This is a genomic window from Nocardia vinacea, assembly GCF_035920345.1.
Classification (GTDB): domain Bacteria; phylum Actinomycetota; class Actinomycetes; order Mycobacteriales; family Mycobacteriaceae; genus Nocardia; species Nocardia vinacea_A.
Genome location: NZ_CP109149.1, coordinates 5175461 through 5199052, shown reverse-complemented (window position 1 = coordinate 5199052; position 23592 = coordinate 5175461). Strand labels below are relative to the sequence as shown.

At 65.1% G+C, this 23592-nt stretch carries 21 protein-coding genes; 13 read left to right on the top strand and 8 right to left on the bottom strand.

The window, feature by feature from the left end; translation table 11 throughout:
• Positions 1-90 precede the first annotated feature (90 nt).
• Positions 91-663 carry a TetR/AcrR family transcriptional regulator gene (locus tag OIE68_RS23810; protein WP_327101770.1) on the bottom strand — a complete coding sequence of 191 codons (573 nt, stop codon included), beginning with the start codon at positions 661-663 and terminating at the stop codon, positions 91-93.
• 204 nt (positions 664-867) lie between these two features.
• On the opposite strand from OIE68_RS23810, the gene OIE68_RS23805 reads away from it, so the two are divergent.
• The 8 genes from OIE68_RS23805 to OIE68_RS23770 all read left to right on the top strand — a co-directional run bounded on the left by OIE68_RS23805 (position 868) and on the right by OIE68_RS23770 (position 13200).
• Complete coding sequence (locus OIE68_RS23805; protein WP_327093343.1) at positions 868-1884, top strand: Rieske 2Fe-2S domain-containing protein; 1017 nt, start codon at positions 868-870, stop codon at positions 1882-1884.
• Entirely contained in the window at positions 1881-2981 is a 1101-nt protein-coding gene (locus OIE68_RS23800; protein ID WP_327093342.1) for a dihydrodipicolinate reductase, read from the top strand. The genes OIE68_RS23805 and OIE68_RS23800 overlap by 4 nt, the downstream gene beginning before the upstream one ends.
• Positions 2982-3094: 113 nt before the next feature.
• Positions 3095-4675: an FAD-dependent monooxygenase gene (locus OIE68_RS23795; protein WP_327093341.1), complete on the top strand. Its 1581-nt coding sequence runs from the start codon at positions 3095-3097 to the stop codon at positions 4673-4675.
• Between the two features lie 644 nt (positions 4676-5319).
• Positions 5320-7512, top strand: a complete 2193-nt coding sequence (locus OIE68_RS23790) for a hypothetical protein (RefSeq protein WP_327093340.1) — start codon at positions 5320-5322, stop codon at positions 7510-7512.
• Positions 7513-7736: 224 nt separating this feature from the next.
• On the top strand, positions 7737-8606 hold the full coding sequence (locus OIE68_RS23785; RefSeq protein WP_327093339.1) for a MurR/RpiR family transcriptional regulator: 870 nt from the start codon (positions 7737-7739) through the stop codon (positions 8604-8606).
• A gap of 41 nt (positions 8607-8647) precedes the next feature.
• Positions 8648-9412 (top strand): beta-phosphoglucomutase family hydrolase, encoded by a 765-nt coding sequence (locus tag OIE68_RS23780; RefSeq protein ID WP_327093338.1) that lies wholly within the window; start codon positions 8648-8650, stop codon positions 9410-9412.
• Positions 9409-11754: a glycoside hydrolase family 65 protein gene (locus OIE68_RS23775; RefSeq protein WP_327093337.1), complete on the top strand. Its 2346-nt coding sequence runs from the start codon at positions 9409-9411 to the stop codon at positions 11752-11754. The genes OIE68_RS23780 and OIE68_RS23775 overlap by 4 nt, the downstream gene beginning before the upstream one ends.
• 18 nt (positions 11755-11772) lie before the next feature.
• Entirely contained in the window at positions 11773-13200 is a 1428-nt protein-coding gene (locus tag OIE68_RS23770; RefSeq protein ID WP_327093336.1) for a lipase maturation factor family protein, read from the top strand.
• On the opposite strand, the gene OIE68_RS23765 is transcribed toward OIE68_RS23770, so the two are convergent.
• Positions 13194-13595, bottom strand: coding sequence for a nuclear transport factor 2 family protein (locus OIE68_RS23765; RefSeq protein ID WP_327093335.1), 402 nt, complete (start codon positions 13593-13595; stop codon positions 13194-13196). The genes OIE68_RS23770 and OIE68_RS23765 overlap by 7 nt on opposite strands.
• Before the next feature lie 87 nt (positions 13596-13682).
• Between OIE68_RS23765 and OIE68_RS23760 the strand changes: the two genes are divergently transcribed.
• The gene (locus tag OIE68_RS23760) at positions 13683-14237 is read left to right on the top strand and encodes a PadR family transcriptional regulator (protein WP_327093333.1); all 555 of its coding nucleotides are present in this window, start codon (positions 13683-13685) and stop codon (positions 14235-14237) included.
• 6 nt (positions 14238-14243) lie between these two features.
• Here the strand turns inward: OIE68_RS23760 and OIE68_RS23755 are convergent, their stop codons facing one another.
• Together OIE68_RS23755 and OIE68_RS23750 are read right to left on the bottom strand one after the other, a co-directional pair.
• Positions 14244-14897, bottom strand: coding sequence for a VC0807 family protein (locus OIE68_RS23755; RefSeq protein WP_327093332.1), 654 nt, complete (start codon positions 14895-14897; stop codon positions 14244-14246).
• Between the two features lie 120 nt (positions 14898-15017).
• Positions 15018-16340, bottom strand: a complete 1323-nt coding sequence (locus tag OIE68_RS23750) for a lipase family protein (protein ID WP_327093331.1) — start codon at positions 16338-16340, stop codon at positions 15018-15020.
• Between the two features lie 324 nt (positions 16341-16664).
• Here OIE68_RS23750 and OIE68_RS23745 point away from each other — a divergent pair, with 324 nt between their 5' ends.
• Both OIE68_RS23745 and OIE68_RS23740 read left to right on the top strand, forming a co-directional pair.
• Positions 16665-17906 carry a helix-turn-helix domain-containing protein gene (locus tag OIE68_RS23745; RefSeq protein ID WP_327093330.1) on the top strand — a complete coding sequence of 414 codons (1242 nt, stop codon included), beginning with the start codon at positions 16665-16667 and terminating at the stop codon, positions 17904-17906.
• A 145-nt stretch (positions 17907-18051) separates the two neighbouring features.
• Positions 18052-18513 (top strand): DUF2231 domain-containing protein, encoded by a 462-nt coding sequence (locus OIE68_RS23740; RefSeq protein ID WP_327093329.1) that lies wholly within the window; start codon positions 18052-18054, stop codon positions 18511-18513.
• A 102-nt stretch (positions 18514-18615) separates the two neighbouring features.
• On the opposite strand, the gene OIE68_RS23735 is transcribed toward OIE68_RS23740, so the two are convergent.
• Positions 18616-19440: an amidohydrolase family protein gene (locus tag OIE68_RS23735; RefSeq protein WP_327093328.1), complete on the bottom strand. Its 825-nt coding sequence runs from the start codon at positions 19438-19440 to the stop codon at positions 18616-18618.
• Positions 19441-19459: 19 nt separating this feature from the next.
• Positions 19460-20251 (bottom strand): 3-oxo-5-alpha-steroid 4-dehydrogenase, encoded by a 792-nt coding sequence (locus OIE68_RS23730; RefSeq protein ID WP_327101536.1) that lies wholly within the window; start codon positions 20249-20251, stop codon positions 19460-19462.
• A 103-nt stretch (positions 20252-20354) separates the two neighbouring features.
• Here OIE68_RS23730 and OIE68_RS23725 point away from each other — a divergent pair, with 103 nt between their 5' ends.
• Positions 20355-21161, top strand: a complete 807-nt coding sequence (locus tag OIE68_RS23725; RefSeq protein WP_327101535.1) for a nuclear transport factor 2 family protein — start codon at positions 20355-20357, stop codon at positions 21159-21161.
• Here the strand turns inward: OIE68_RS23725 and OIE68_RS23720 are convergent.
• Positions 21158-21976, bottom strand: a complete 819-nt coding sequence (locus OIE68_RS23720) for an NAD(P)H-binding protein (protein ID WP_327101534.1) — start codon at positions 21974-21976, stop codon at positions 21158-21160. The genes OIE68_RS23725 and OIE68_RS23720 overlap by 4 nt on opposite strands.
• Before the next feature lie 79 nt (positions 21977-22055).
• Here OIE68_RS23720 and OIE68_RS23715 point away from each other — a divergent pair, with 79 nt between their 5' ends.
• On the top strand, positions 22056-22457 hold the full coding sequence (locus tag OIE68_RS23715; protein ID WP_327101533.1) for a helix-turn-helix domain-containing protein: 402 nt from the start codon (positions 22056-22058) through the stop codon (positions 22455-22457).
• A gap of 73 nt (positions 22458-22530) precedes the next feature.
• Here the strand turns inward: OIE68_RS23715 and OIE68_RS23710 are convergent, their stop codons facing one another.
• On the bottom strand, positions 22531-23442 hold the full coding sequence (locus OIE68_RS23710) for a sterol desaturase family protein (RefSeq protein ID WP_419150788.1): 912 nt from the start codon (positions 23440-23442) through the stop codon (positions 22531-22533).
• Between the last annotated feature and the right edge of the window lie 150 nt (positions 23443-23592).

Below are 23592 nucleotides of genomic sequence, written 5' to 3'. Positions count from 1 at the left end.
GGAACAGAAATGTTCCGGGCCGTTTTTCGTTGGTGCTAGAGCGCGCATCGGCAACCGTGGCCAGACTCCCGATCCGGCTCGGGTGATCGATCAAACCGTCGATCGGCCCGAATCTTCGAGGTAGGCGACGATGGCGTTGGTCAGTCCGCGCCGGGCCTTGTCGAGGTCTGAGTAGGTGCCGAGTTGGCGTTCGGAGTTGATGCCGCGCATGGCGCCTGGGATGAGCGCTGCGATCTCCTCTACGCGCGCAGGGTCCACGCCGAGGCCTGCGAAGGCGTTTTGGCACGTCTCGAGCCAACCCTGGCCCCAGGATGCGAGTTCGGCGGCGGTGCGGGGGTAGAGCTGTTCGAGTTCGGTGTGGTCGCGCGGCAATGCGGCACGTAGGTTCTCGATCGCCCGGGAGTCGGGGGAGGTGAGTCCCGCGTAGAGGGTGTCGATGATGCCGGCGACGCGCTGGCGAAGCGGGGCCGCGGTGTCGGTGAAGGTGAGCATGTCAGCTCGCCGCTCGGCCGTGTAGTGCAGCACGGCGGCCCAGAGTCCGTCGTTATCGCCGAACTGATATTTGACCGCACCCCAGGTGGCGCCGATCTCGCGGGCGATCTTGCTGGCCGACACGGCCCCCGGATCGCCGGTGGCCAGCGATTTCACCGCCGCTTTCAGCATGTTCTCCCGGGTGGCATCGCCGCGGCGATTCGTGCGTCGCTCAGAGGCGTCCCGGTCGGTCACTTTCCAGATGTTAGCTGGTGGAGCGCACCGAGCCGCATTCGAATCTCTCCCCGCCGAGCCGCTTTTCATAGTTTCACAGTACCCACTGTGATAATTTCACAGCAGGCACTGTGATTCGGGCGCTGCAGGAGAGGACGCGAGATGGCGAAACCGCCGCTATCGATGAAGCCAACGGGATGGTTCCAAGTCGCGTGGTCGGCCGAGATCGGCGTCGGCGCGGTCCACCGGATGACGTACTTCGGCCGGGAGTTGGTGGCATGGCGGGCGCAGTCGGGCCTGCTGACGGTGATGGATGCGTACTGCGAGCACCTGGGCGCTCATCTCGGATTCGGCGGCCATGTCGAGGGCGATGTCATCGAATGCCCCTTTCATGGCTGGCAGTGGGACCACGAGGGCCGCAACGTCTGCATTCCGTACGAGAAACATCCCAACCGGGGTAGGCGCATCCGCACCCACCCGGTCGTCGAGCGCAACGAATCGGTCTACATCTGGCACGACGTCGACGGCCGCTCGCCCTTCTTCGAAGTGCCCGACGTATTCACCGGATTCGGCGACGACAGCAGCTCGGCCGACTACTACCCGCAGGCCACTCTGTTCCGTGAGCGACTGGAACTTCATCCGCAGTACGTGCTCGAAAACGGTGTCGACTTCGCACATTTCAAGTTCGTGCACCAGACGCCGATCGTGCCGGTATTCACTCGGCACGACTTCGACGAACCGGTGTCCTACGTCGACTTCACCATCACCTTCGAAGGCGACGACGGGCAGTCCATCGAGGATGTCAACAGTGGCGTCGAGGCGATCAACGGCGGACTGGGCGTCGCGGTGACCAAGAGTTGGGGCATGGTGGACAACCGGACCATTACGGCGGTCACCCCGGTCGACGACAGCACCTGCGATGTTCGTTTCGGCGTGTACATCGGCCGTCGGTCCAGCTCTGATCCGGCGAAGGCCGAGCAGAGAGCTCAGGCGTTCGCCCAAGAGGTCATTCGCCAGTTCACCCAGGACGTCAATATCTGGCAGCACCAGCGCTACTCGGATCCACCGGCACTGTCCGGAAGTGAGTACGAGGGCTTCACCGCCATCCGCACCTGGGCCGAGCAGTTCTACCCGATCCCGACGCACGATCAACGCATCCAGAAAAGCAGGCATCAATGAACGCACCAACCAAAGCGCCGATCCGGGTGTTCCAAGTCGCCACCGGCAATGTCGGAACCGAGATGATCAAACGAATCGGCAACCATCCGGATCTCGAACTCGTCGGATTGCATTGCTACACACCGGAGAAGATCGGCCGCGACGCCGGCGAGATCGCCGGTCTGGCGCCGAACGGCGTCATCGCGACCGGCTCGGTCGACGAGATCATCGCCGCCGCACCCGATGTGCTCACCTTCCACGGCGTATTCCCCGACGAGGATCTCTATGTCAAGGTGCTCGAAGCGGGCATCGACATCGTCACCACCGCGGACTGGATCACCGGTTGGCATCGCGACACCAACCACCCGCATCCGTCGGGTAAGCCGGTGACCTCGCTCCTGAGCGAGGCGTGTGCGAAGGGTGGCTCGACCTTCTACGGCACCGGCATGAACCCGGGCCTGAACCAGATCCTCGGTGTGGTGTGTTCCGCCGACGTCGCCGAGATCGAGAACATCATCACCCTCGAATCCGTCGACGTGTCGTGCCACCACTCGAAGGAGACCTGGATCGAGGTCGGCTACGGGTCACCTGTCGACGACCCGAGCATCCCCGGCAAGCTGGAGAAATACACCAGCGTCTTCGCCGACAGCGTGCTGATGATGGCCGACTGCTTCGGTCTGGAACTCGACGAGGTGAAGTTCACCTATGAACTCGGCGCCTGCACCAAGGATGTCGACCTGGGCTGGTACCGGCTCCCGAAGGGGTCGCTCGGGGGTAATCACATCAAGTACCAGGGCATGGTCGACGGCGTTCCGAGGATCGAGACGCATCTGGAGTGGCAGATGACCCCGTACACCGACCCGAGTTGGAATATCAAGGGCTGCTACATAACTCGGATCAAGGGCGATCCGTGCATTTACAACAAGCACATGATTCTCCCGAAGCCCGGCGTCGACCTCTCCGATCCGGACAACTTCGCGTCGATCGGCATGACCGTCACCGGATTGCCCGCACTCAACGCGATCGCGTCCGTTGTCGCCGCCCCGCCGGGACTGCTGACCAGTGCGGACCTCCCGCTGCGCGGATTCGCCGGTCGGTTCAAAAACCCCCGCGATTAGGAAACGGGGCGCACCCACTCATTTCCCTTCTCAACATATAACGCATCCGGGGGATTGCGGCAAGACCCGGGTCGTGCTGCAGAATCGCTGGCCGAGGCCAGAACCTGTGTGAGATGGGAAGTAACCGAATGCATGTGACCGACACCGATGTGATCATCGTGGGTGCGGGCCCGACCGGGTTGATGCTGGCCGCCGAGCTGCGGCTGAGCGGTGTGCGACCGCTGGTGTTGGAGCGGAAGGCGCAACCCCGAGACATCCCGAAGGCCGGTGGTATCGGCGGGCGGATCCTGGAACTGCTGCGCTACCGCGGCCTGCTGGAACGCTGTGAAGCGGCCAACACCGACCCCATTCCGGCTCCGCGCTTCCCGTTCGGCGGTGTGCACGTGGACTTGACGCGCCTGCCGGATCCCCCGCTGCACGCGCTGCCGCTCCCACAGCAGCGGCTGGAGCGTGTGCTCGCCGAACGGGTCACTGAACTGGGCGTCGACATCCACCGCGGACACGAGGTGGTGGGGGTGAGCCAGGACGACGCCACGGTGACCGCGGACGTGCACGGGCCGGACGGGCCGTACCGAGTGACCGCCCGATACCTGGTGGGCTGCGACGGCGGGCGCAGCCGGATCCGCGATATGGCGGGCATCGCATTCCCCGGCACCACCTATCCGGAGGTCAATCGGCTGGTCCAGGTCACCGTGCACGATTCGGTGACCGTGCTCGACAACGGCGACCTCGATGTCCCGGGGTTCGGCAGGATACGTGCGGGATTCACGCAAACAGACCGCGGTATGTTCGCGAACGGGTCGACCACTCCCGAACTGCTCGGGCTCTTCACCACCGAAGACGAGTCCACCGAATACGACGACGATGAACCGATGACCCTGGCCGAGTTCCAGGACAGCGTCCGCCGGGTGCTCGGCGCGGATCTACCACTCGGAGAACCGATTCGGCTGTCGCGCTTCACCTTCAAGGATCGGCTGGCCGAACGGTACCGCGCCGGGCGGATCCTGCTGGCCGGCGATGCGGCCCACCTGTTCCCCGCCACGGGTGTGGCGATCAATGCGGGCATGCTCGACACGGTCAACCTGGCCTGGAAACTGGCCGCCGACATCGAGGGCTGGGCGCCGGACGGTCTGCTGGACACCTATCACGACGAACGCCACCTGGCCGGCGCGCGGACACTGCTACATACACGGGCCCAGGTGGCACTGCGGCGCGGACAAGATCCGGCCGCCGAAGCACTTCGAAAGGTCTTCCAGGAACTGCTGCTCGACGAGCAGCCATTGCGCCGCGTGGGCGCCCTGATCGCGGGCACGGACATCCGCTACCCGCTACCCAATCCCAACGAGCACCCGTTGACCGGCACCTTCGCACCCGATCTCACCCTGCACACCGACCGAGGCGAAACCAGCGTCGCGGAACTCATGCACACCGCACGACCGATCCTGCTCGTCCTCGCCGACCGACCGGAGCTTCGTGAGATAGCCCGAGACTGGCAGCATCGCGTCGAAATCCACACCGCCGAAACCGATCACCGGCCGGCCGACGCTCTGCTGATCCGCCCGGACGCTTACGTCGCCTGGGCCGCAACCATCGACGAGCCGACCGACACCGCCGAGCCCGCGCTGCGCGCAGCGCTCTCCGACTGGTTCGGCGCACCCCTGAAAACGTCCGTTGCCGTCGCCGATCAGCCCTGATGATCGGTAGCTGTAGAGCGAGATGAACTGACACTGCTCCCGCTATCTCCCACTAGCGGGAGCAGTGTCGACGCGCCCATAGGATCCAGGCGTCGAAATCGAACCCTCAGGTCGTCGCGCAACACCTGTTGGGTCAATCCCGGATCGCGCACCAGCACCGCACCGAACGGGCCGAGCTACACCCGCACCACGCCGTCGCCACCCGACGGCAGCGATGCGAGGAATCCCAGCGGATCCCGCATCAGCGGCAACGCGTGCCCAGGAGCGGAAACCCCTTGGGTGCCTGTGGAACTGGAGTCGAGACGATCTCGGATGATGTCACGCTATCTGTTCCCTACTGAGTTCGTGAGCGTCGTGCCTAGAGATACCCGCTGGTCGGGGCGCTTTCGGGGGATCGGCGCGCGGGCCGCCCAGGTCATTTCCCGACCCTGACTCATGCCCCGCGGTGGTCGTGGCGAGTGAATCGTGCGCGCGGCGCGCGTCAGTAGGAAATGGACACTTGGTGAACAATTAGTTTCCTAAAGGTGTTGTCACGCAACAATAGTTGCGTCATGCTGAGGGGTGTGGCCAGACGGTCGAAGAGGCGGCCGGTCCGGCCGAGGTGGGGATCCGAGGATCCGAAGGGGTGCTGTCCGCGCCCCGTCATGTCCCCTGTAATTCGTTGGCGGCGACGCGTCGGCTGGGTGCTGGCCGTGATCTTCGTCCTATTTGTCTTTCCCGGACTCGTCGGCGCGGTGGCCAATGCGCAGTACCTGTCCGCGGCGACCGGCAGCAGTGTCTCCGAAATCGACGGCCTCAGCTGGATGCATATCCGCGATTCGTCCGGGGTGCCGCTGGCGAACTATGCCTTCGCGACCGACCACGGCGGGGTGCTGAACCCGGGCTCGACGATCCTCTGGGCGATCCTCGGCTTCGAATTCATCGGCTATATCGCCATCGTGACGACCGCGATCTGGTTGATCGGCAATGCGCTGAGCTTCCAGTGGCTCAATATGTTCGGCTCGGCATTGACCGGCGTCGCCGACCGGCTGACCGGTCAGATCGCGACACCGATGCTGCTGATCACCGCCGCCACGATCGGCGCGTTCTGCGTCGCCTGGTTCTGGTTGCGTGGCTATCACGCCAAGGCGGTGCTGCAGATCGTCACGATGCTCGGTGTCGCGGTGCTCGGTCCGGTATTCCTGGCCGAGCCGCTCGGCGATGTGCTGTCCTCGGACGGATTGCTCGCCCAGGGTAGGGATTTGGGAATTTCGGTGGCGGCCGGGCTGAACGGCAACAACAACCCGAATCCGAACCAACTGGTGGCGACCATGCAGCGCGATCTGGCGGACAACTTCGCCCGCCGCCCGGTGCAGGTGTGGAATTTCGGGCATGTGGTCGACGAGCAACCGGCCTGCCGGTCGGCCTGGTCCGCGGGGATGATCGCGGGCGACGATGATCGGGTTCGCAAGGGCATGCAGAGCTGCGGTGATTCAGCCGCCTACGCCAAGGCCCAGAATCCGACCATGGGTCAGGTCGGTACCGGTCTGATGCTGTTGATCTGCGGCGGCATCCTGTTGGTCTTCGCGGTGGTGCTCGGCATCAGGGTCATCAAGGCCGCACTGGACGCGATCTATCACGGGTTCATGTCGATATTCGGTTTCGCCGCAGGCGGATTCGTCTACGGACCGACGCAGACCTTTCTGGTCCGCAATCTCGTCGACGGCATTGTCGCGGCGGGCCGAATGACCGCCTACACCGTCTTCCTCGGCATCTACGTGTTGTTCATGGGCAATCTGTTCGCACAGGCGAAGGGACAGACCATGGCGGTGATCGTCATCGCGGGCACCGTCGAGATCGTCGCCGTCTCCCAGCTGAAACGGCTGAGCCGCAGCCTCGACCGGGGCAATGACTGGATCGCCAACCGGTTCGCGCTCGCCGTGCAGGGGTCTGGAGCGCGCCCTGGAGGTGGAGGTGGCGGGGGATCGGCACTCGGCATGGGTGATGCTCGGGCCGGCGGTTCGCTGCACGGCGGGCTGATGTCCGGGATGGGCATGCTGAACACGATCAATGCGTCACCCGCGACCGCGTGGCTCCTCGGGGCCACGGTTGGCCCGTTGAACCCGCTGTCGCGCAGGAAGAAGCGGATGGATCTCAACAACATCGCCGTCTCGCCGATGGTGCGGCAATTGCAGGAGTACAACCACGCTGCCCGCGGGAACTGGCGGGTCAAGGCCGCCGGGCGATTGGACGGAATAGACGGCGGAATCAGGTCCGCTCTCGGTGTCGGAAATGTTCTGGACGGTCTGGGCGACAGCAAGGTCCCGGACTCGATGATCGCTCCGATTCTGCTGGCGATGGGTGCGACCGATCAGCAGGCGATCGATGCCCAGCGCGCGTTGGCCGTCCAGAAGGCCAGCATGAAAGACTACAACCCGAACGGCTTCGCGCCCTTACAGAAGGCGCTCGCCGCGGGGTACGCGGTGGAGAACCACCAAGGCGTCGCCGCGCTGCCGGCATTCGCGGGGCAGGCCGTGGTCGCTGCGGACAATTTCGTGCGGCACTCCACTGCACCGATGAACCCGAACGCCGTAGATCACCAGTTCGTGCAGCGGGTCATGAACAGCAACGAACATCAGCTCAGAACCATCACCCAGGACGAATGGCGCGACGCCGGGCGCGATACTCGCCAACACATCGGACGGCAACTGGCGCTCCAGCACCAGCAAGCGGCCACGAACTATTACCACCAGCAGAACGACCCGATTCTTCTGCAGGCGTTGCAGCGGTCGACCCGGCAACTGGCCAACTTCAACAGCTTCGATCCGAATGGCGGACCCAACCCATGGTCTTCGTAGGCGTGACGGTCGAGCATGCGCACAATTTCGACGGCCTCACCGATGCACTGGTCAACGATCCGTGGTCCGGGCTCCGGATGCGGAAGCTGACCTCACAGCAAGGAGACCCATTCGCATAGCCCCGAAAGCTGGTAGAAACCTGTGGGTTGAACGTGATTGCCCGGGGGCACTAGAACCAGACGGACCGTCAGTTATTGTGACGGCCTATCGTTCGAGTACCCCGAATGATCGCGAGGCTCACCGTGCGGGACAGCGCTCCCACCACCTATCAGGAACTGCGCGCCCTCCTGCAGCAGCGCCTTCCCGAACTGGCCGACGGCCAACAGCGCATAGCCAGGCTGGTATTGGACGATCCGGAGGGAACCGCATTCCGCAGCATCGGCCAGAGCGCCGAACTCGCGGGCGTGCACCGTTCCTCGCTGGTGCGATTCGCGACCATGCTGGGCCTGCCCGGCTATCCCGGCCTGGTCGAACTCTGCCGCAGACAACTCGCCGCCGAGGCGTATCTGGTGCGTAGACCCGCCGACGCGCCACCGCCGAGCTCGAACGACGAGTTCTTCACCGCGATAACCGAATACGACACCAACAATATGTCCCGTACCTTCGGGCGGATCGATCGCGGCGACTGGGATCGGGCGGTCGAGACGCTGGCGCATGCCTCGACCGTGCACGTCATCGGGCTGCGGCGCTGTCTCGCGATCGCCTATGCCGCCACGTACCAGCTGCAGCTGGTGCGCCACCGGGTCCGCCAGCTCGGGGCGACCGCCCGGGTGCTGACCGACGAACTACGTGATATCGAACCCGGCGACGCCCTCATCGCGGTATCGATCCGGCGCTACAGCAGCGACACCGTGCGTGCGGTCGAATCGGCACGTCGCCGCGGCGCCATCACCATCGCACTCACCGATGACGCGTCCTCCCCACTGGCCCGCATCGCCGATGTGACCTTCTATGTCGGGACCGGCTCGCTCACCGTCCTGCGCTCCCTGACCGCCTTCACCGCCCTGGTGCACGCCCTGGTCACCGCCGTCGCGATGCGCGTGGGATCCGTCGGCACCGATACCGACATCCTCGACGATCAATTGCTCGACTAGTCGCGCCGTTTGCCGGTGCCGTCCTCGGGTACCGCTGGGATATGACGCCCAGCCATGATCTCCGGGGGCTCGGATTGCCCGAAACGATCTCGGTGGCGCTGTTCGACCTCGACGGTGTGTTGACCGATACCGCGGCGGTGCACCGGCGGGCGTGGAAGGCGGTCTTCGACGAGTTTCTGGCCGGTCGCAGCCCCGGCCCGTTCCACCCGTTCACCGACGCGGACTATCTGGGCTATGTGGACGGCCGCTCGCGGGCGGACGGTATCCGGGAGTTCCTGAAGTCGCGCGGGATCACGCTGCCGGAGGGGGAACCCGATGCGGCGGAGGGGGAGCCGACCGTGCACGGGCTCGGTAATCGGAAGAATCGGCTGCTCCTGTCGGTGCTCGAACGCGACGGGGTACACGTCTATCCGGGGTCGCTGGCCTATCTGAACGGGGCACGCGAGGCCGGGTTGCGGACGGGTGTGGTCACCGCTTCGGCGAATGCCCATGAGGTGTTGGCGGTCGCGGATCTGACCCGGTTCGTCGATGTGTGTATCGACGGGGTCGAGATCGCAGGCCGCGGCCTGCGCGGCAAACCCGCGCCGGACGCATTTCTCGCGGCCGCGGAGGCACTGGACGCCAAGCCGGAGCAGGCCGCGGCATTCGAGGATGCCATCGCCGGGGTGACGGCCGGTCGGGCCGCGGACTTCGGATATGTGGTCGGCGTCGATCGAGTGCGTGATGGCACGCAGGCCGAGGCATTGCGTCGGGCGGGTGCGGATGTGGTCGTCACCGATCTGGCCGAGCTCGGGCCACCGCAATGACTACCGACTGCCGTGGCTTCGAGATCGCGCCATGGCACTTGCCTTGGTGTGGACTGGATCTCGAGGCATTGCACCGAACCGAGTCGATCTTCGCGCTCGCCAACGGGCATCTCGGGCTGCGCGGCACTTTTGAGGAGGGGGAGCCGGTCGGCAAGCCGGGGACCTACCTCAACGGCTTCTACGAGAAACGCCAATTGCCTTATGCCGAAGCGGGATACGGCTATCCGGAGGAGGGGCAGACCGTCGTCAATGTGACCGACGGGAAGATCATCCGGCTGCTCGTCGAGGACGAGCCGATGGATATGCGCTACGGCGAGGCCGTCGAACACGAACGGGTGCTGGACTTCCGGTCCGGCACGCTGCGGCGCAACACGGTCTGGACCTCGCCGACCGGTCGGTGCGTGCGCATCCGCTCGGAGCGGCTGGTGTCGTTCACCGAACGTGCCCTGGCCGCGATCCGCTACGAGGTCGAACCGCTCGACGACGATCTCGAGCTGGTCATCCAATCGGATCTGCTTGCCAATGAACCGGTTCCGACTTCGCATAACGATCCTCGGCTTGCCGTCGCGCTCGACCGTCCGCTGGTGGCGGACTTCTGCGCGGCCCGTGATTTCGCCGCGGTGCTCGTGCACCACACCCGGCGCTCCGGACTGCACATGGCCGTGGCCATGGACCACGAACTCGAGGTCGACGCGACCCCGCGCTGCAGCGTGCACGCCGAGGAGGATCTGGCGCGCTTGACGATCGCGGTCGATGTCGCGAAGGGCCGGCGCGTGCGGTTGACGAAGTATCTCGGCTACGGATGGTCGAGTCGACGCTCGGTACCGGCGCTGCGTGCCCAGGTGGACGCGGCATTGGCGGCCGGCCTCGAGACCGGCTGGGATACCTTGCTGGCCCGGCAGCGTGAGTACCTGGACAACTTCTGGTCCACCGCCGATATCGAGATCGACGGGGATCCGGAACTCCAGCAGGCCGTACGATTCGCGCTGTTCCACGTACTGCAGGCGGGCGCACGCGGTGAGTCGCGCGCGATACCGTCCAAGGGGCTGACCGGGCCGGGCTATGACGGCCATTCATTCTGGGACACAGAGACTTTCGTGTTGCCGGTATTGACCTACACGATGCCGATGGCGGCGGGCGACGCACTGCGCTGGCGGCACGCCACCCTCGACCGGGCCCGGCGGCGCGCACACGAACTCGGCCACACCGGAGCGATGTTCCCGTGGCGCTCCATCAACGGCGACGAGGGTTCCGGCTACTGGCCGACCGGTACGGCGGCGGTGCACGTCAATGCCGATATCGCCGATGCGGTGGTCCGATATCTCGCCGCGACCGGCGATGAGCACTTCGAAAGAGGCTGCGGTGTCGAGCTTTTGGTGGAGACCGCGCGCTCGTGGGTGAGCCAGGGCCATTACGACACGGCGGGGAACTTCCGGATCGACGGCGTGACGGGTCCCGACGAATACTCCGCACTCGCCGACAACAACATCTATACGAATCTGATGGCGCAGCGGAACCTCGACGAAGCCGCCGAAGCCTGTGTGCGCCAACCGGATATCGCCGAGCAGTTGGAGGTCGACGCGGAGGAGATCCGCGGCTGGCGCGACCGCGCCAAATGTATGTACCTGCCCTATAACGAGAAACTCGGGGTGCACGAACAATCCGAGGGCTTCACCGAACATGCCCGCTGGGACTTCGCCGCGACTCCGCCGGAGAAGTATCCGCTGATGCTGCATTACCCGTACTTCGATCTGTATCGCAAGCAGGTCGTCAAACAGGCCGACCTGAGCTTGGCAATGTACTTGTGCCCCAACGCTTTCACCCCGGAGCAGAAGGCGCGCAACTTCGATTACTACGAGGCATTGACCGTCCGCGACTCCTCGCTGTCGGCCGCCGGCCAGTCCGTTATGGCCGCCGAGGTCGGCCACCTCTCGCTCGCCTTCGACTATTTCGCCGAAGCCGCACTGACCGACCTGCATGATCTGCATCACAATGTCGCCAACGGCCTGCATATGGCCTCACTCGCCGGAGCCTGGCTCTGCTGCGTCTTCGGTTTCGGCGGCATGCGCGACCACGGTGGTGAATTGAGTTTCGCACCACGACTTCCCGCGAATATCGAGCGCCTGGCCTTCCGGATCATCTGGCGCGGTAGTGGCCTAGCCGTCGAGATCACCGGCGATTCCGCGACTTATCGACTGCTGTCCGGAGATTCGTTCGTCCTGCGTCATCACGGTCGCTTTACGACGCTCGGCAATGTCGCGGTGACGCTGCCGATTCCGCGGCAATCCGATCGACCCGAGCCATTGCTACCCGCGGGGCGGGCGCCGTATCGGCGGGGGTAGCGGTCCGAAGGAGCGGGCATGCCATCGTTCACCGAATCCGAGTACTGGTTGGGCAGACTGGTTTTCCAGCACGGTCTGGCCGTCATCTATCTGATCGCCTTCGTCGCGGCGGCGCGGCAGTTCCGGGCACTCATCGGTGCGAAGGGGATGTTGCCGGTGCCCCGATTCGTCCGGCGGGTCGAATTTCGCCGGTCGCCCAGCATCTTTCATTTCCACTATTCGGACCGGTTCTTCGCCGTGGTCGCCTGGTTCGGTGCGGCGCTGGCGGCCGCAGTGGTGGCCGGTGCGCTGAATCTGGTGCCGCTGTGGGCGGCGATGCTGATGTGGGCGGTGCTGTGGGCGCTGTACCTGTCGATCGTCAATGTGGGGCAGGCGTGGTATGCGTTCGGATGGGAGTCGCTGCTGCTGGAGGCCGGATTCTTGGCGATCTTCCTCGGCAATGATCGGGTCGCGCCGCCGGTGCTGGTGTTGTGGTTGGCGCGGTGGCTGCTGTTCCGGGTGGAGTTCGGTGCCGGTCTGATCAAGATGCGGGGCGATTCCTGCTGGCGGGATCTGACCTGCCTGTACTACCACCACGAGACCCAGCCGATGCCCGGCCCGCTGAGCTGGTTCTTCCACCGCCTGCCCAAACCTCTGCATCGCGTGGAGGTGGCGGCCAACCATTTCGCTCAACTCGTTGTGCCCTGGGGACTTTTCGCGCCGCAGCCGGTGGCGAGCGTGGCCGCCGCGTTCATCATCGTCACGCAGCTGTGGCTGGTGCTTTCCGGCAACTTCGCCTGGTTGAACTGGGTGACGATCCTATTGGCCGCCACTGTGATCGATGTGTCCTCGGCGAAAGCGATACTGCCCGTACCGGGTCCGCCGTCGATGCCCGCGGCGCCGCCGTGGTTCGCCGGTCTGGTGCTCGCGTGCACCGTCGTGGTGGTGTTCCTGAGCTACTGGCCCGCTCGCAATCTGCTCTCGCGCCAGCAGCGAATGAATGCGTCCTTCAACCCCATGCACCTGGTCAATACCTATGGCGCGTTCGGCAGTATCGGCCGCAGCCGCGAGGAGGTGGTGTTCGAGGGCACCGACGAGGAGGAGCTCACCGACCAGACACGGTGGCGGGAGTACGAGTTCAAGGGTAAGCCGGGGGATCCGCGCCGATGGCCACGGCAATGGGCGCCGTACCACCTCAGGCTGGACTGGCTGATGTGGTTCGCCGCGATCTCCCCGTCCTACGCCCGCAGCTGGCTGCTCGCTTTCGTCGAGCGACTGCTGCGCAACGACCCCGCGACGCTGCGATTACTGCGCCGCTGCCCCTTCCCCGACTCGCCACCGACGTATGTGCGGGCGCGAATCTACCTGTACCGCTTCGCGACTCGCGCCGAACTCCAGCAGGAGCACATGCTGTGGCGGCGTACCCTGGTCGGTGAGTACCTCCCGCCGATGGCCCTGAGTCAGTAGTAGCTGCGGCCGGCCACGCCGCCGGAGACCGACCAGACCTCGGTGATCAGCCCGGCGGTGAAGCGCAGGATATCGGTGCCGCTCACGTCGACCTGCTCGCCGTTCGGTCCGGTGAACGCCGCACCGTACGGCCTTGCGACGAATCCCGTTCGGGTGTCGTCTATTTCGACGACCGGTTCGCCCTGGGGTGTGAATCGGACCCCGGGACGCTGTTCGTGGACTTCGGCGATCTTGGCGACGAAGGTCCGCGGGTCGTGGATATCGTCGTAGTCGCCGGCGCCCGGCTGGGCGTAGCGGAGGGTGAATTCGGGGGCCATGATCTTGTCCGCGAGCGCCAGGTCGCCGTTCCACATCGCGGTCCATTCGTCGAACAGGGTGATGCCGAAGTCGCGCACCATTACTCCTCAATAGTCTCATTGATACGGTCTCGATGGTAGTAACTTATAGTCTCATTGAGACGGTGTCAATGGGATGGAGAAGCCATGGCGGATCTCGGGCCGCAGGACCACATCGTGCTCGGGCTCATCGCCCGGCACGGACCGCTGACGCCCTATGAGTTGAAGGCCAAGCTCGAGGAGAGTGTCGACTACTTCTGGCCGGTGCCGCATGCGCAGCTCTATCGGATTCCCATGCGCCTGGCCGAGCAGGGGTTGCTCGACGAGGAGGCCGAGCACGGTGGGCGGCGGCGTCGACTCTTCCATCTGACCGATAAGGGCCGGGCGGAGCTGAAGCGCTGGCTCGCCGATCCGCAGAGCCCGCCCGCCGAGACCCGGGATCCGGCACAGCTCAAACTCTTCTTCGCGGATCTGGGCGCGCCGGGCGATGTGGTCGCCCTGGCGAACAGCGAGGCCGCGGAGCATCGTCGCCTCCTCGAACTTTATCGATCGCTGCACGCCGATATCGACCCGAGTGACAAGGCGCGGGCGGTTTCCCGCGCACGCATCCTGCGGCTCGGCATCCTGCACGAACAGGCCTATGTCGAGTTCTGGGAAGACCTCGCCGCCGACCCCGAATATCGGGACCGGCGGCGGAAGTAGCGGGAATCAGGCGCGGCGGGCGCGCTTGACGAAGCGGACGCTCAGGGCGATCAGCGGGGTGAAGAAGATGACCGACAGGACCGGCGAGAGCCAGGCCATGGTGTGGATGGGGAGCTGATAGGCCAGCAGGATGCGGACCGCGGCTTCGGCGACGAGGCCGACGCCCCAGGCCATGGCCAAGGTGTTGAAGCCGCGGCGCTTGGCCGGATTCGCCTGGTAGGACGCCTCGAATTCGGCGAGTTTGGCCGGTCCGGCGGCCGCGAGTGCCTTGCGCGCGGACAGGTAGGTCAGCGGTTTGCCGACCATGGTGCTGATCAGGAAGGCGATACCGACGATCGCGGTACCCGCGGAATCCTTGACGATCATCATGCGGGGATCGCCGCTGATGAGCGAACCGATCAGACCGAAGGCGAAGACGCCGAGCATGATCGCGGCGAACGGCTCGAGGCGGCGCGAACGGATCGTCTCGATGATCAGCACCGCACCCGAGAACAGGGTGCCTGCGAGCAGGCCGGCGAAGTCGCTGTAGCCGAGGCCGGTCAGCAGGAAGTACGCGCCGATCGGCACCGCGACATCACGGGCGATCGGGGCCAGTACGCGGATCGGGCTGAAGCGCGGCGCGGCGGTCGGCTCAGCCGCAGGCTGTGCGGTGGTCGTCATTCGGGTGCTCCTGGCTGGTAATTCGGCTGTGCCCTACGCGAAACGACGTTACGGATCGGCGCTCGGCTACAAATCTGCCAACCATCACGGGTCCGGCATGACAACTGTCATGCCCGCCGCCTACCGATGGAACTGCCGGATCGGTCTGCCTGCGAGCATGCGCACGAAGAGTACGGCGAAACGCAAGTGGCCCAGTGCCTCTCGCTTCGTGAAGGCCACCGACCACACCGTTTTCGTGCCCGCCGCGGGCAACGGACGATGGTCGAATCGATCCGCCAGCCAGTTCATGGTGACCGGCGCGCCGATGAACAACAGCGGCATATGCAGGCTCAGGCGGTCGCGCAGATAGTGCACATGCGCGCCGCGGACGGTGTAGCGGGCGACGTGCTGGTCGATATCGTCGACGGCGATGAGCTCGTCGTTGACGCCCTGGATGACCAGCATAGGCATGGCGGGCGCCTGCACGCCGGGACGAATATCGGCCATGATCTGCTGCAGGCCGGGTTCGGCGAGCAGGTCGGCGAAGGTGCGGTGGCTGTAGTCGTCGACGTTTTTGCCCATCAAGCGGAACAGCAGATGCAGTGTGGTCCGCGATTCGGCATCGGTGAGCAGATCGAGGAATTCGGTCTTCACATGGGCGCGCAGGATGCGATCCAGATCCGCGTAGGCGCGGCGCAGTCCGGCCACGCACACCGTCGAAAAACCGGCGAAGAAGGTGCCGTTCAACCGTGCGAAGGCCGAACCTGGATCGCCGACCGGTGAGCCGGCGACCGCGCCGACGATATCGAGTTCCGGTGCGTATCCGGCGGCCAGTTCCGCGGCCCACGCCGTGGCGAGACCACCGCCCGAATAACCCCACAGCGCAACGGGAGTCGCCTCGCTCAGGCCGAGCGGTGCGAAGCGCAGGCTCGCCCGGATGGCGTCGAGGGATCGGTAGCCGGGTTCGCGTGGCACGCCGAAATGTCCGGCCAGCCCGCCGTGATCGGGCACCGAGATCGCCCAGCCGCGGGCCAGTGCGTAGGTGATGACGGGCAGTTCGATCTGCGGAATCGAGCCGAGTGCCCGCGCACCGTGCCGCAGTGCGTACGAAGGCAGACATTTCGAGCTGACGCCGTCGATGGCGCACTGGAACGAGACCAGCGGCCGCGGCTCGCGCGGGTCGGCGCCCCACGGCAGCAGCACCGTGGTCACCGCCGCCTCCGCGGTGCCGTGCAAGTTGCTGGTGCGGTACAGCAGCTGCCAGGCCGAAAACCTCAGTGGTACACGGCCGAACAGCGCCAGCTCGACTTGGCGTGTCCGCAGGATGGTGCCGGGGGCGAAGCGTGCGAATCCGGCGGGTGGCCGATAGAACCGATCCAGCTCCGGCTGTAGCGGCCGACCAGAACGAAATATTTCGGCAATCGGGTGCGCCGATTCCCATCCGGCGTCGGCCTGCACGCTCATTCCTGTACATCCTTTCGAGGGTGCACCGGCATGGTGGTTTATTTGAAATGACGCCGGAATACCGATACTCAACGTAGCAATTCGGGGGTGGGAAAATAATTGTCCCGAAACACAATTGAGTCGGGTATTTTTCTCCGAACCGCGATTTGACGGTGACCGTCGTCACCCGGTAGGACATGGGAACGCGCAGGTGAGCAGCGTCATGTGAGGGCTGCTGTCACTGCACGCGGGCGAGAAGAATCCGCGAAAATCTTGTGTTCGGAGACAAAGTCGAGCGGTTACGAGATTTATCGATAAATGGCATCGTTGGGTAACGTGCAAGTCATGTCCGTTCTTCTGCCCCAGCTGTCCGGAGACGCGCCGATAATCGCCCGACTGGTCCGTCGGTTACCCGAAATCGCCGAACGCATGCTCGAGGCGGGCCTGGGCTCCACGCCACCGGCCGCGGACCTGCCGGACGGGCATTTCACCGGCGAGGTGCTGCCCGCGATCGCCGGATGCGGCCAGGCTTTCCTGCGCGCGACCCAGGAGCAGCGGGTGTTCACCGGGGCCGAGGTGATCGAATTCGTCGGTCCGGTGGCCGAGCGGCATGCCGAGGACCGAATTCCGTTGGGGCTGTTGATGCATGCCGTGCACGGCTCCGGTCGGGTGATCCTGCAGGAGGCGGCGGCGGTGGCCACGCCCGAGGATATGAACGATCTGATCGCCTTCGGCGCTCGGCTGCTCGATCTGCTGCGGGATATCAATGTCGCCGTAGTGGAGGCGTATACCGATGTGGAGCAGTCGATCTACCACGCCGAACGCGAGGCGCGGCGGGCGCTGTGTTCGGCCCTGTTGCGTGGCCAGCCCGCGGAGGAACTGGCGGCGCGCGCGGATGTCGTTCTCGCGGAACGCTATACGGTGCTCGCCATCCACATCCGCCCGGACGATCACCCGATCGTGGTCGCCGATCTGCTCACCCGGCGCCGAATCCGGGTGCTGCAGCGGGCATTGGACGGCATCGCCGGAACCAAGGCCTTGAGCACGTTCGACGGCACGACCGGAATCGCGCTGTTGCCGAGCGGATCCGAATCCAAGGAGTATGAGCGGCTGGCCGCCGAACTCACCGAACAGTTCGGCGTCGATGTCTTCCTGGCCGAACGTCGCGCAGTCGAACGGGATCTGCTGCCGCATGCGGTGCAGGAGGCGACCGATCTGGCCGAACTCGCCCGGTTGCTCAACCGGCCGAGCGGACTGTACGACCTGGATGATCTACTGCTCGAGTATCAGCTGACCCGGCCGGGCCCGGCCCGGGACCGACTGGCCGACCGCATTGCCCCGCTGCTGTTGCGCTCGCACCTGTTCGAGGCGCTGGAGGCGCATCTGCGGCACGGGTCAGATCGGAAGGCGGCAGCCGCCGAAGTGCACGTGCACCCCAATACCTTCAGCTACCGGCTCAAGCGCATCGCCGAACTCACCGGCATCGATCCGAGCGAGCCCAATGGCTCGCGGCTGCTCGCGGCGGCGCTCACGGTGCACCGCTTCTATCCGGTGGGTGAGGCGGCGGAGGTTGCCGAGGGGGACTGATCGGCTGTGGCGCGGGCAGTGACGCCGCCCGGCGCCGCCCGGACTCATGGGCCCGGATGAACCGCGTAGCGCGCTGAACCGTTAGGTGAGGGAGATACTTTGGGCCGCATCCGCCGCCGCGGTCACGAACTCCGGGAGTTGCCTCATGTCGACGATCAACGGGTTACCCGCCCACGTGCTGCTGGTGCACCTCATCGTGGTCTTCGTACCGCTGACCGCGGCGCTGCTCATCTTGTCGGCGGTGTGGCCCGCGGCTCGTCGGCGGCTGATCTGGCTGGTCACGGCGCTTGCCGCGATCACCGTAGCCCTGACACCGGTGACGACCGAGGCTGGGCAGTGGTTCCAGCACAAGCTCGGCGGATCCTCCGCCATCGATAAGCATGCCGACCTCGGCAACACGATGATCTACTACGTCGTGCCGCTACTGCTCGTCACTGCTTTGCTAATCGTCGTCCATCTGCGCGATGAGCGTGGGCGTCCGGTGGGGCGCGTGGTCACCGTGCTGGCCGCGGTATTGGCTATCGCCGCGGGCGGCGCGGCGACCACGCAGGTATACCGCGTCGGAGACTCCGGCTCACATGCAGTCTGGGGTGCCCAAGCGCTTTAACGCCTGTCGTGTCCCAACACGGCGGACTAAACCGCTGGTCCGGCGCAAAGATCTGACCAGACGCGCCGAACAGTGATGGACGCCCCCACTTCGAGACAAGACCTAGTCGGGCTTGGTGAGGCCGAAGATGCGGGTGGCGTTGCCGGAGAGGAACAGGTCGCGGCCTTCGTCGTCAAGGGCGAGGTCGTCGAGGCCTGCGAGGGCGCGCTGGGGCGGGATCATCGGGTAGTTGGTGCCGAAGAGGACCTTGCCGCGGCCGTGGGACTTCAGGTATGCCACGAGCTCCGGTGGGTACCTGCGCACTGTGTAGGCGGAGGTGTCGATGTAGACGTTCGGGTATTTCGTTGCCATCGCGATCATTTCGGTGGTCCACGGATAGCCGATGTGCCCGCCGACGATCACAAGTTCGGGGAACTCCAGTGCGACATCGTCGAGATATGGGATCGGGCGGCCGGTTTCGGAGGTGCGCAGCGGGCCGGTGTGCCCGACTTGTGTACAGAACGGAATTCCCAGATCGACGCATTCGGCGTAGAGCGGGTAGTAGCGCCGGTCGTTCGGCGGCAGGCCCCACAGCCACGGCACGATCCGCAGCGCCTTCATCCCGAGCTCGGTGACCGCACGACGGAGCTCGCGCACCGCGACCATCGGTTTGCGCAGGTCCACCGATGCGACGCCGACCAAGCGCCCACCGGATTCCGCGACGAATCCGGCCACGTCGTCGTTGGAGATCAGCACGCCCTCCGGCCCGTACCACGCGCTGATCAATGCGGTATCGACGCCGCCGGCGTCCATGGCGGCGAGCGTCATGGAGACGGGCGGCGGCTGGTCCGGGATGGTGTCGCCGGTCCAGCGGCGTAGCGAGTCCAGCATTTCGTGCTGGAGCAGCCGTACCGTCGGATGCTGGGCCCACGCATCGATGATCGCCATCGCGTCACTGTATGACCCTTCAGATAACGAAGGGAATCAAAGCCTTTCGATCGGCCGGATAGTCGGCGAACTTCTCGCGATACCACTTGTGCGTGGCAAAGGCGCGCGGCACCAGATTCCCCGCAGTGATCAAGAAGATCACCACACCCGCCAGGGACCAGGTGAGCAGTGCGAACCCGGCCCAGGCGATCAGCTCGGCGAGATAAGCGGGGCTGCTGACGAAGCGGAAACCCGCGCCGTGCGGGATGCGGTATTCGGTCGCACCCGGATTGTCCTTATCGCGCAGATTGCGCACGATCGATTCGGAGCTGACCAGCAGCGCGAAGCCGCCGAGGTAGCTGACCAGACCGGTCAGGAAGCGCGGATCGATCAGCCAGTCGGTGCCGTATTGGTGCAGGTAGTCGTGGCTGAAGAGGGCGCCGTTGAGGTAGCCGTGCAGCGCTGTGACGAACATGCCCGCGGCGATCACCGAGACATTGAAGCTGCTGCGCTTGCCCGGGACCTGTCGGATCGAAAGCGGGAAGAACCAGCCGCGGTTGCCGTAGTGCAGCAGCCAGATGGCCGCGAGCACCAGCGCAGTCGGCTCGAAGCGGTCGGGGCCGGTTAGATAGAACGCCGCGAAGACCACCGTCGCGGGAATCTCCATCAACCACCAGCCGAGCCTCGGATTGAGGTTGAAGCCCATCTCGGTGGTGCCGAAACGGCCGTAGGGACTCTGTGCGAAAAGGCCGCCGATCAGCACGAATGCCGCGAACGCGAAGCCGATCGTCAGCACGGTGTCGTAGGCGGTGTTGCCGGTGTACCAGTCCATAGGCGTCCTTGTCGGGCAGGGCGCCGAGCACTTCTTACCGAACCCCCGGCGCCGAAATTAGAACATGTTCTACCATGTGACGCAGTAGCTAGGAGGAATTGTCATGCCGCTGGATTCCACAGCCAAGGACCTGATCGCGGCCGTCCAGGCGTCACCGCGTGCGGTGGCGGCACACGACAAGGCGGCCTGGGTCGACCTGTTCACCGCCGATGCCACCGTCAATGATCCGGTCGGTTCCCGCCCGCATATCGGCCGCGCGGCGATCGAACGGTTCTACGACACTTTCATCGGCCCCAACACCATTGCCTTCCGGGTCGACCACGACTTCGTCGGCCTGTCCACCGTGGTCCGCGACCTGCTGATCCGCACCACCATGTCGACCGGCGCCACCGTAGCGGTGCCCATGCACCTGCGCTACGACCTCGTCGAGGAAGACGGCGTCTGGAAAATCACCCGGCTGGCCGCTCATTGGGAGCTGGCCGCGATGATCGTGCAGTTACTGCGCACCGGACTGCCCGGACTCGGCGCGGCACTGAAATTGGGCCCGCAGCTGATCGCGAATCAAGGATTCGACGGCATGCTCGGCATGATGCAGGCAATGCGCGGTATCGGCCGATCGGGCAAACACGCTGCGGCCCAGGTGCTCTCGGCCGCGGCGGCCACGGATATCTCGCGGGTTCGTCGCCTGCTCAGCGAACGCGCGATCATCGAACTTCCGGCCGGGACCAGGATTTCGCTGGAGGAGTTCACCAATCGGGCTCGGAATATGCAGTGGGACAAGCTGATCGCTGCAGGCCGAACCGTGAGTGCCAGCGTCCGACTGGAATCGGCCCAGGGCGTCGCCTTCATCGACTTCGCCCCCGACAGTCGACGAATCACCGCCATCCGCATATTCATTCACTCGATCTAGCCGAAAGCCGAGATGTTGCTTGCCGCCCATTCGGCGAAGGAGCGGGGCGGGCGGCCGAGCAGACGCTCCACATCGGGACTGACGCGCTGCTCGGAGGCCAACGGCGTGCCCAGAGCGTCGAGGGTGGCCTCGACAACCGGTTCTGGCATGTACCCCAACATTTGGGCGCGTGCCTGCGCGCGGCTCTGCTCGACGAACCGGACCGGCTCGCCCAAGGCGTTCCCGATCGCTGCGGCCTGCCCTCGGGGCGAGGTCGGTTCCGGTCCGGTCAACGTATAGATCCCGCCCGCATGGCCTGGTTCGAGCAGCGCGACGGCGGCGACTTCGGCGATATCGGCAGGGTCGATGCTCGGCACCGCGACGTCGCCGAACGGAGCTGCGACCACTCTTTGTCTGCGGACCGAGTCGGCCCATTGGAGCGCGTTGGAGTCGAAGTTGCCCGGGCGCAACATGATCCATTCCAGCTCCGACTCTTTTACGGCGTCCTCCAGATGCGCGGAGTGGCGTTGTGTGCCGACACCGTGAGACGACAGCAATACGACCCGTCGAACGCTGGACGCCACAACGACGTTCATGACATCACCGAGATTGCCGTTCGCCATAAAGTCGGGGGAGGTCAGCAGGAACAGAGCTTTCGCACCGTGGAGGGCGGGCTCGAGGCTCTCCGGCTCGGCCAAGTCGGCCCGGAGGGACCGAACGCCGGCAGACGCGGCGGTCCCCCTTCGTGAGACGGCTGTCACTTGCTCGCCTGCGTCGATGAGGGCTTGTACGAGTGGCCGTCCGACATTCCCTGTCGCGCCCGTCACCACAATCATGTTCGTCTCCTGTATCGAGGTCTCTTGTGTGGACCTCGGGAACGGTACTTTCGAAAGGACAGTAGGTACCTAGAGGAAAGTGACGGGTGCAGTGATCGACATCACAGCAGAAGTGGCTCCGGAGCGGGCTTGCCCGATCGCTCCGGTGGTCGATGTCGTCTTCAGTCGGTGGACCACGCCGATTCTGTGGACGCTCAACACTTTCGGGCGGCAGCGGTTCGTGGAACTGGAACGCCGCATCACCACGATCACGTCCAAGGTGATGACCCAGCGGCTACGGCAACTGGAACGTGATGGACTTGTCGTGCGCACCTATTACCCTGAGGTCCCACCACGGGTGGAGTACGAGATCACCGAGTTGGGACGCAGTCTCGCACCGCTGTTTGCCGCACTCGCCGAATGGTCGGTCAACCTGGACAAGGTCGAACAGGCTCGGCAGGCGTACGACGCCCGCGGCCGGGCCCCGCACCGCCGAACCTGATCGGACCGTGCCGCCGTGGTCGAGATCCATAGGCGTGCAGTCGAGCGCGACGCAGCGCACATCGAGGTTCTCGCTATGCGGCGATCGATCCCTCACGGGTTGAATCGGCGGGGATGACACGCACGTCGTCGGCCCGCGCCGCTTCGGCCCAACCGGGCGGGCCGAAGATGTAGCCGAGCCGCCCGCGCCACGTATTCGCATGGCGCACATCGCTGATCAGCGCACCGAGCTCGTGATAGTTCACCTTCAGTGGATTATCGGTGCCGATGTTCTTGGTGAGGCCGTAGCGGATGGGTTCGCTCTCCGCGGCGAAGCTGCCGAAGAGCCGGTCCCAGATGATGAAGACGCCGCCGTAGTTCTTATCGATATACGGCTGATTCGAACCGTGGTGGATGCGGTGGTGAGCCGGAGTGTTGAACAGGAACTCGATCGGGCGCGGCAGGGTCCGGATGCGCTGGGTGTGGATCGGGAACTGATAGAGCAGCCCGATGGTCTGCAGCAGGAAGATCATCCACGCGGGCAGGCCGATCAAAGCCGCTGGTACCCAGGCGAATCCGCGCACGATGGTGGCCGCCGGATGCACCCACGGCAGGCGGATGGCGGTGGACAGATTGAAGTACTGACTGGAGTGGTGGACGCTGTGCGCGGTCCACAGCAGCCGCATCCGATGGTCGGCGCGGTGGGCCCAGTAATAGCAGAAGTCGGTGACCACCAGCCCGAGCACCCACACCCACCATGTGGTCGGCGACAGGTGCAGCGGAGTGATCGCGGCCGCGACCACCACCGCCGAGAACGGAATCAGATACTGCAGCACCGGCTTCAGGAATCGGCCGAGCAGGTAGGTGGTGATATTGGAGGCCATATCGCGTCCGGAGTGGCCGTTGGCCGGGCGATCCGGGTCGCGGCGATAGTCGATCCACTCCACGAACATGAGTACGGCGAACGCCGGTATGGCGTAGATGAATAGCTGCGCACCGATCACGATGGCTCCTCCGCTCTGCTGCTTCACCGCCACGTTACGGGCGCTGGCCTGGGCAAACATCGCGCTGACGAGGGATTCGCGATCCCCCGGGCGGGGGATGTGCCGCGCCTGGCGCCCGGGCAGAGTTCGGTCCGAGGAATACGGGCGAGCGCT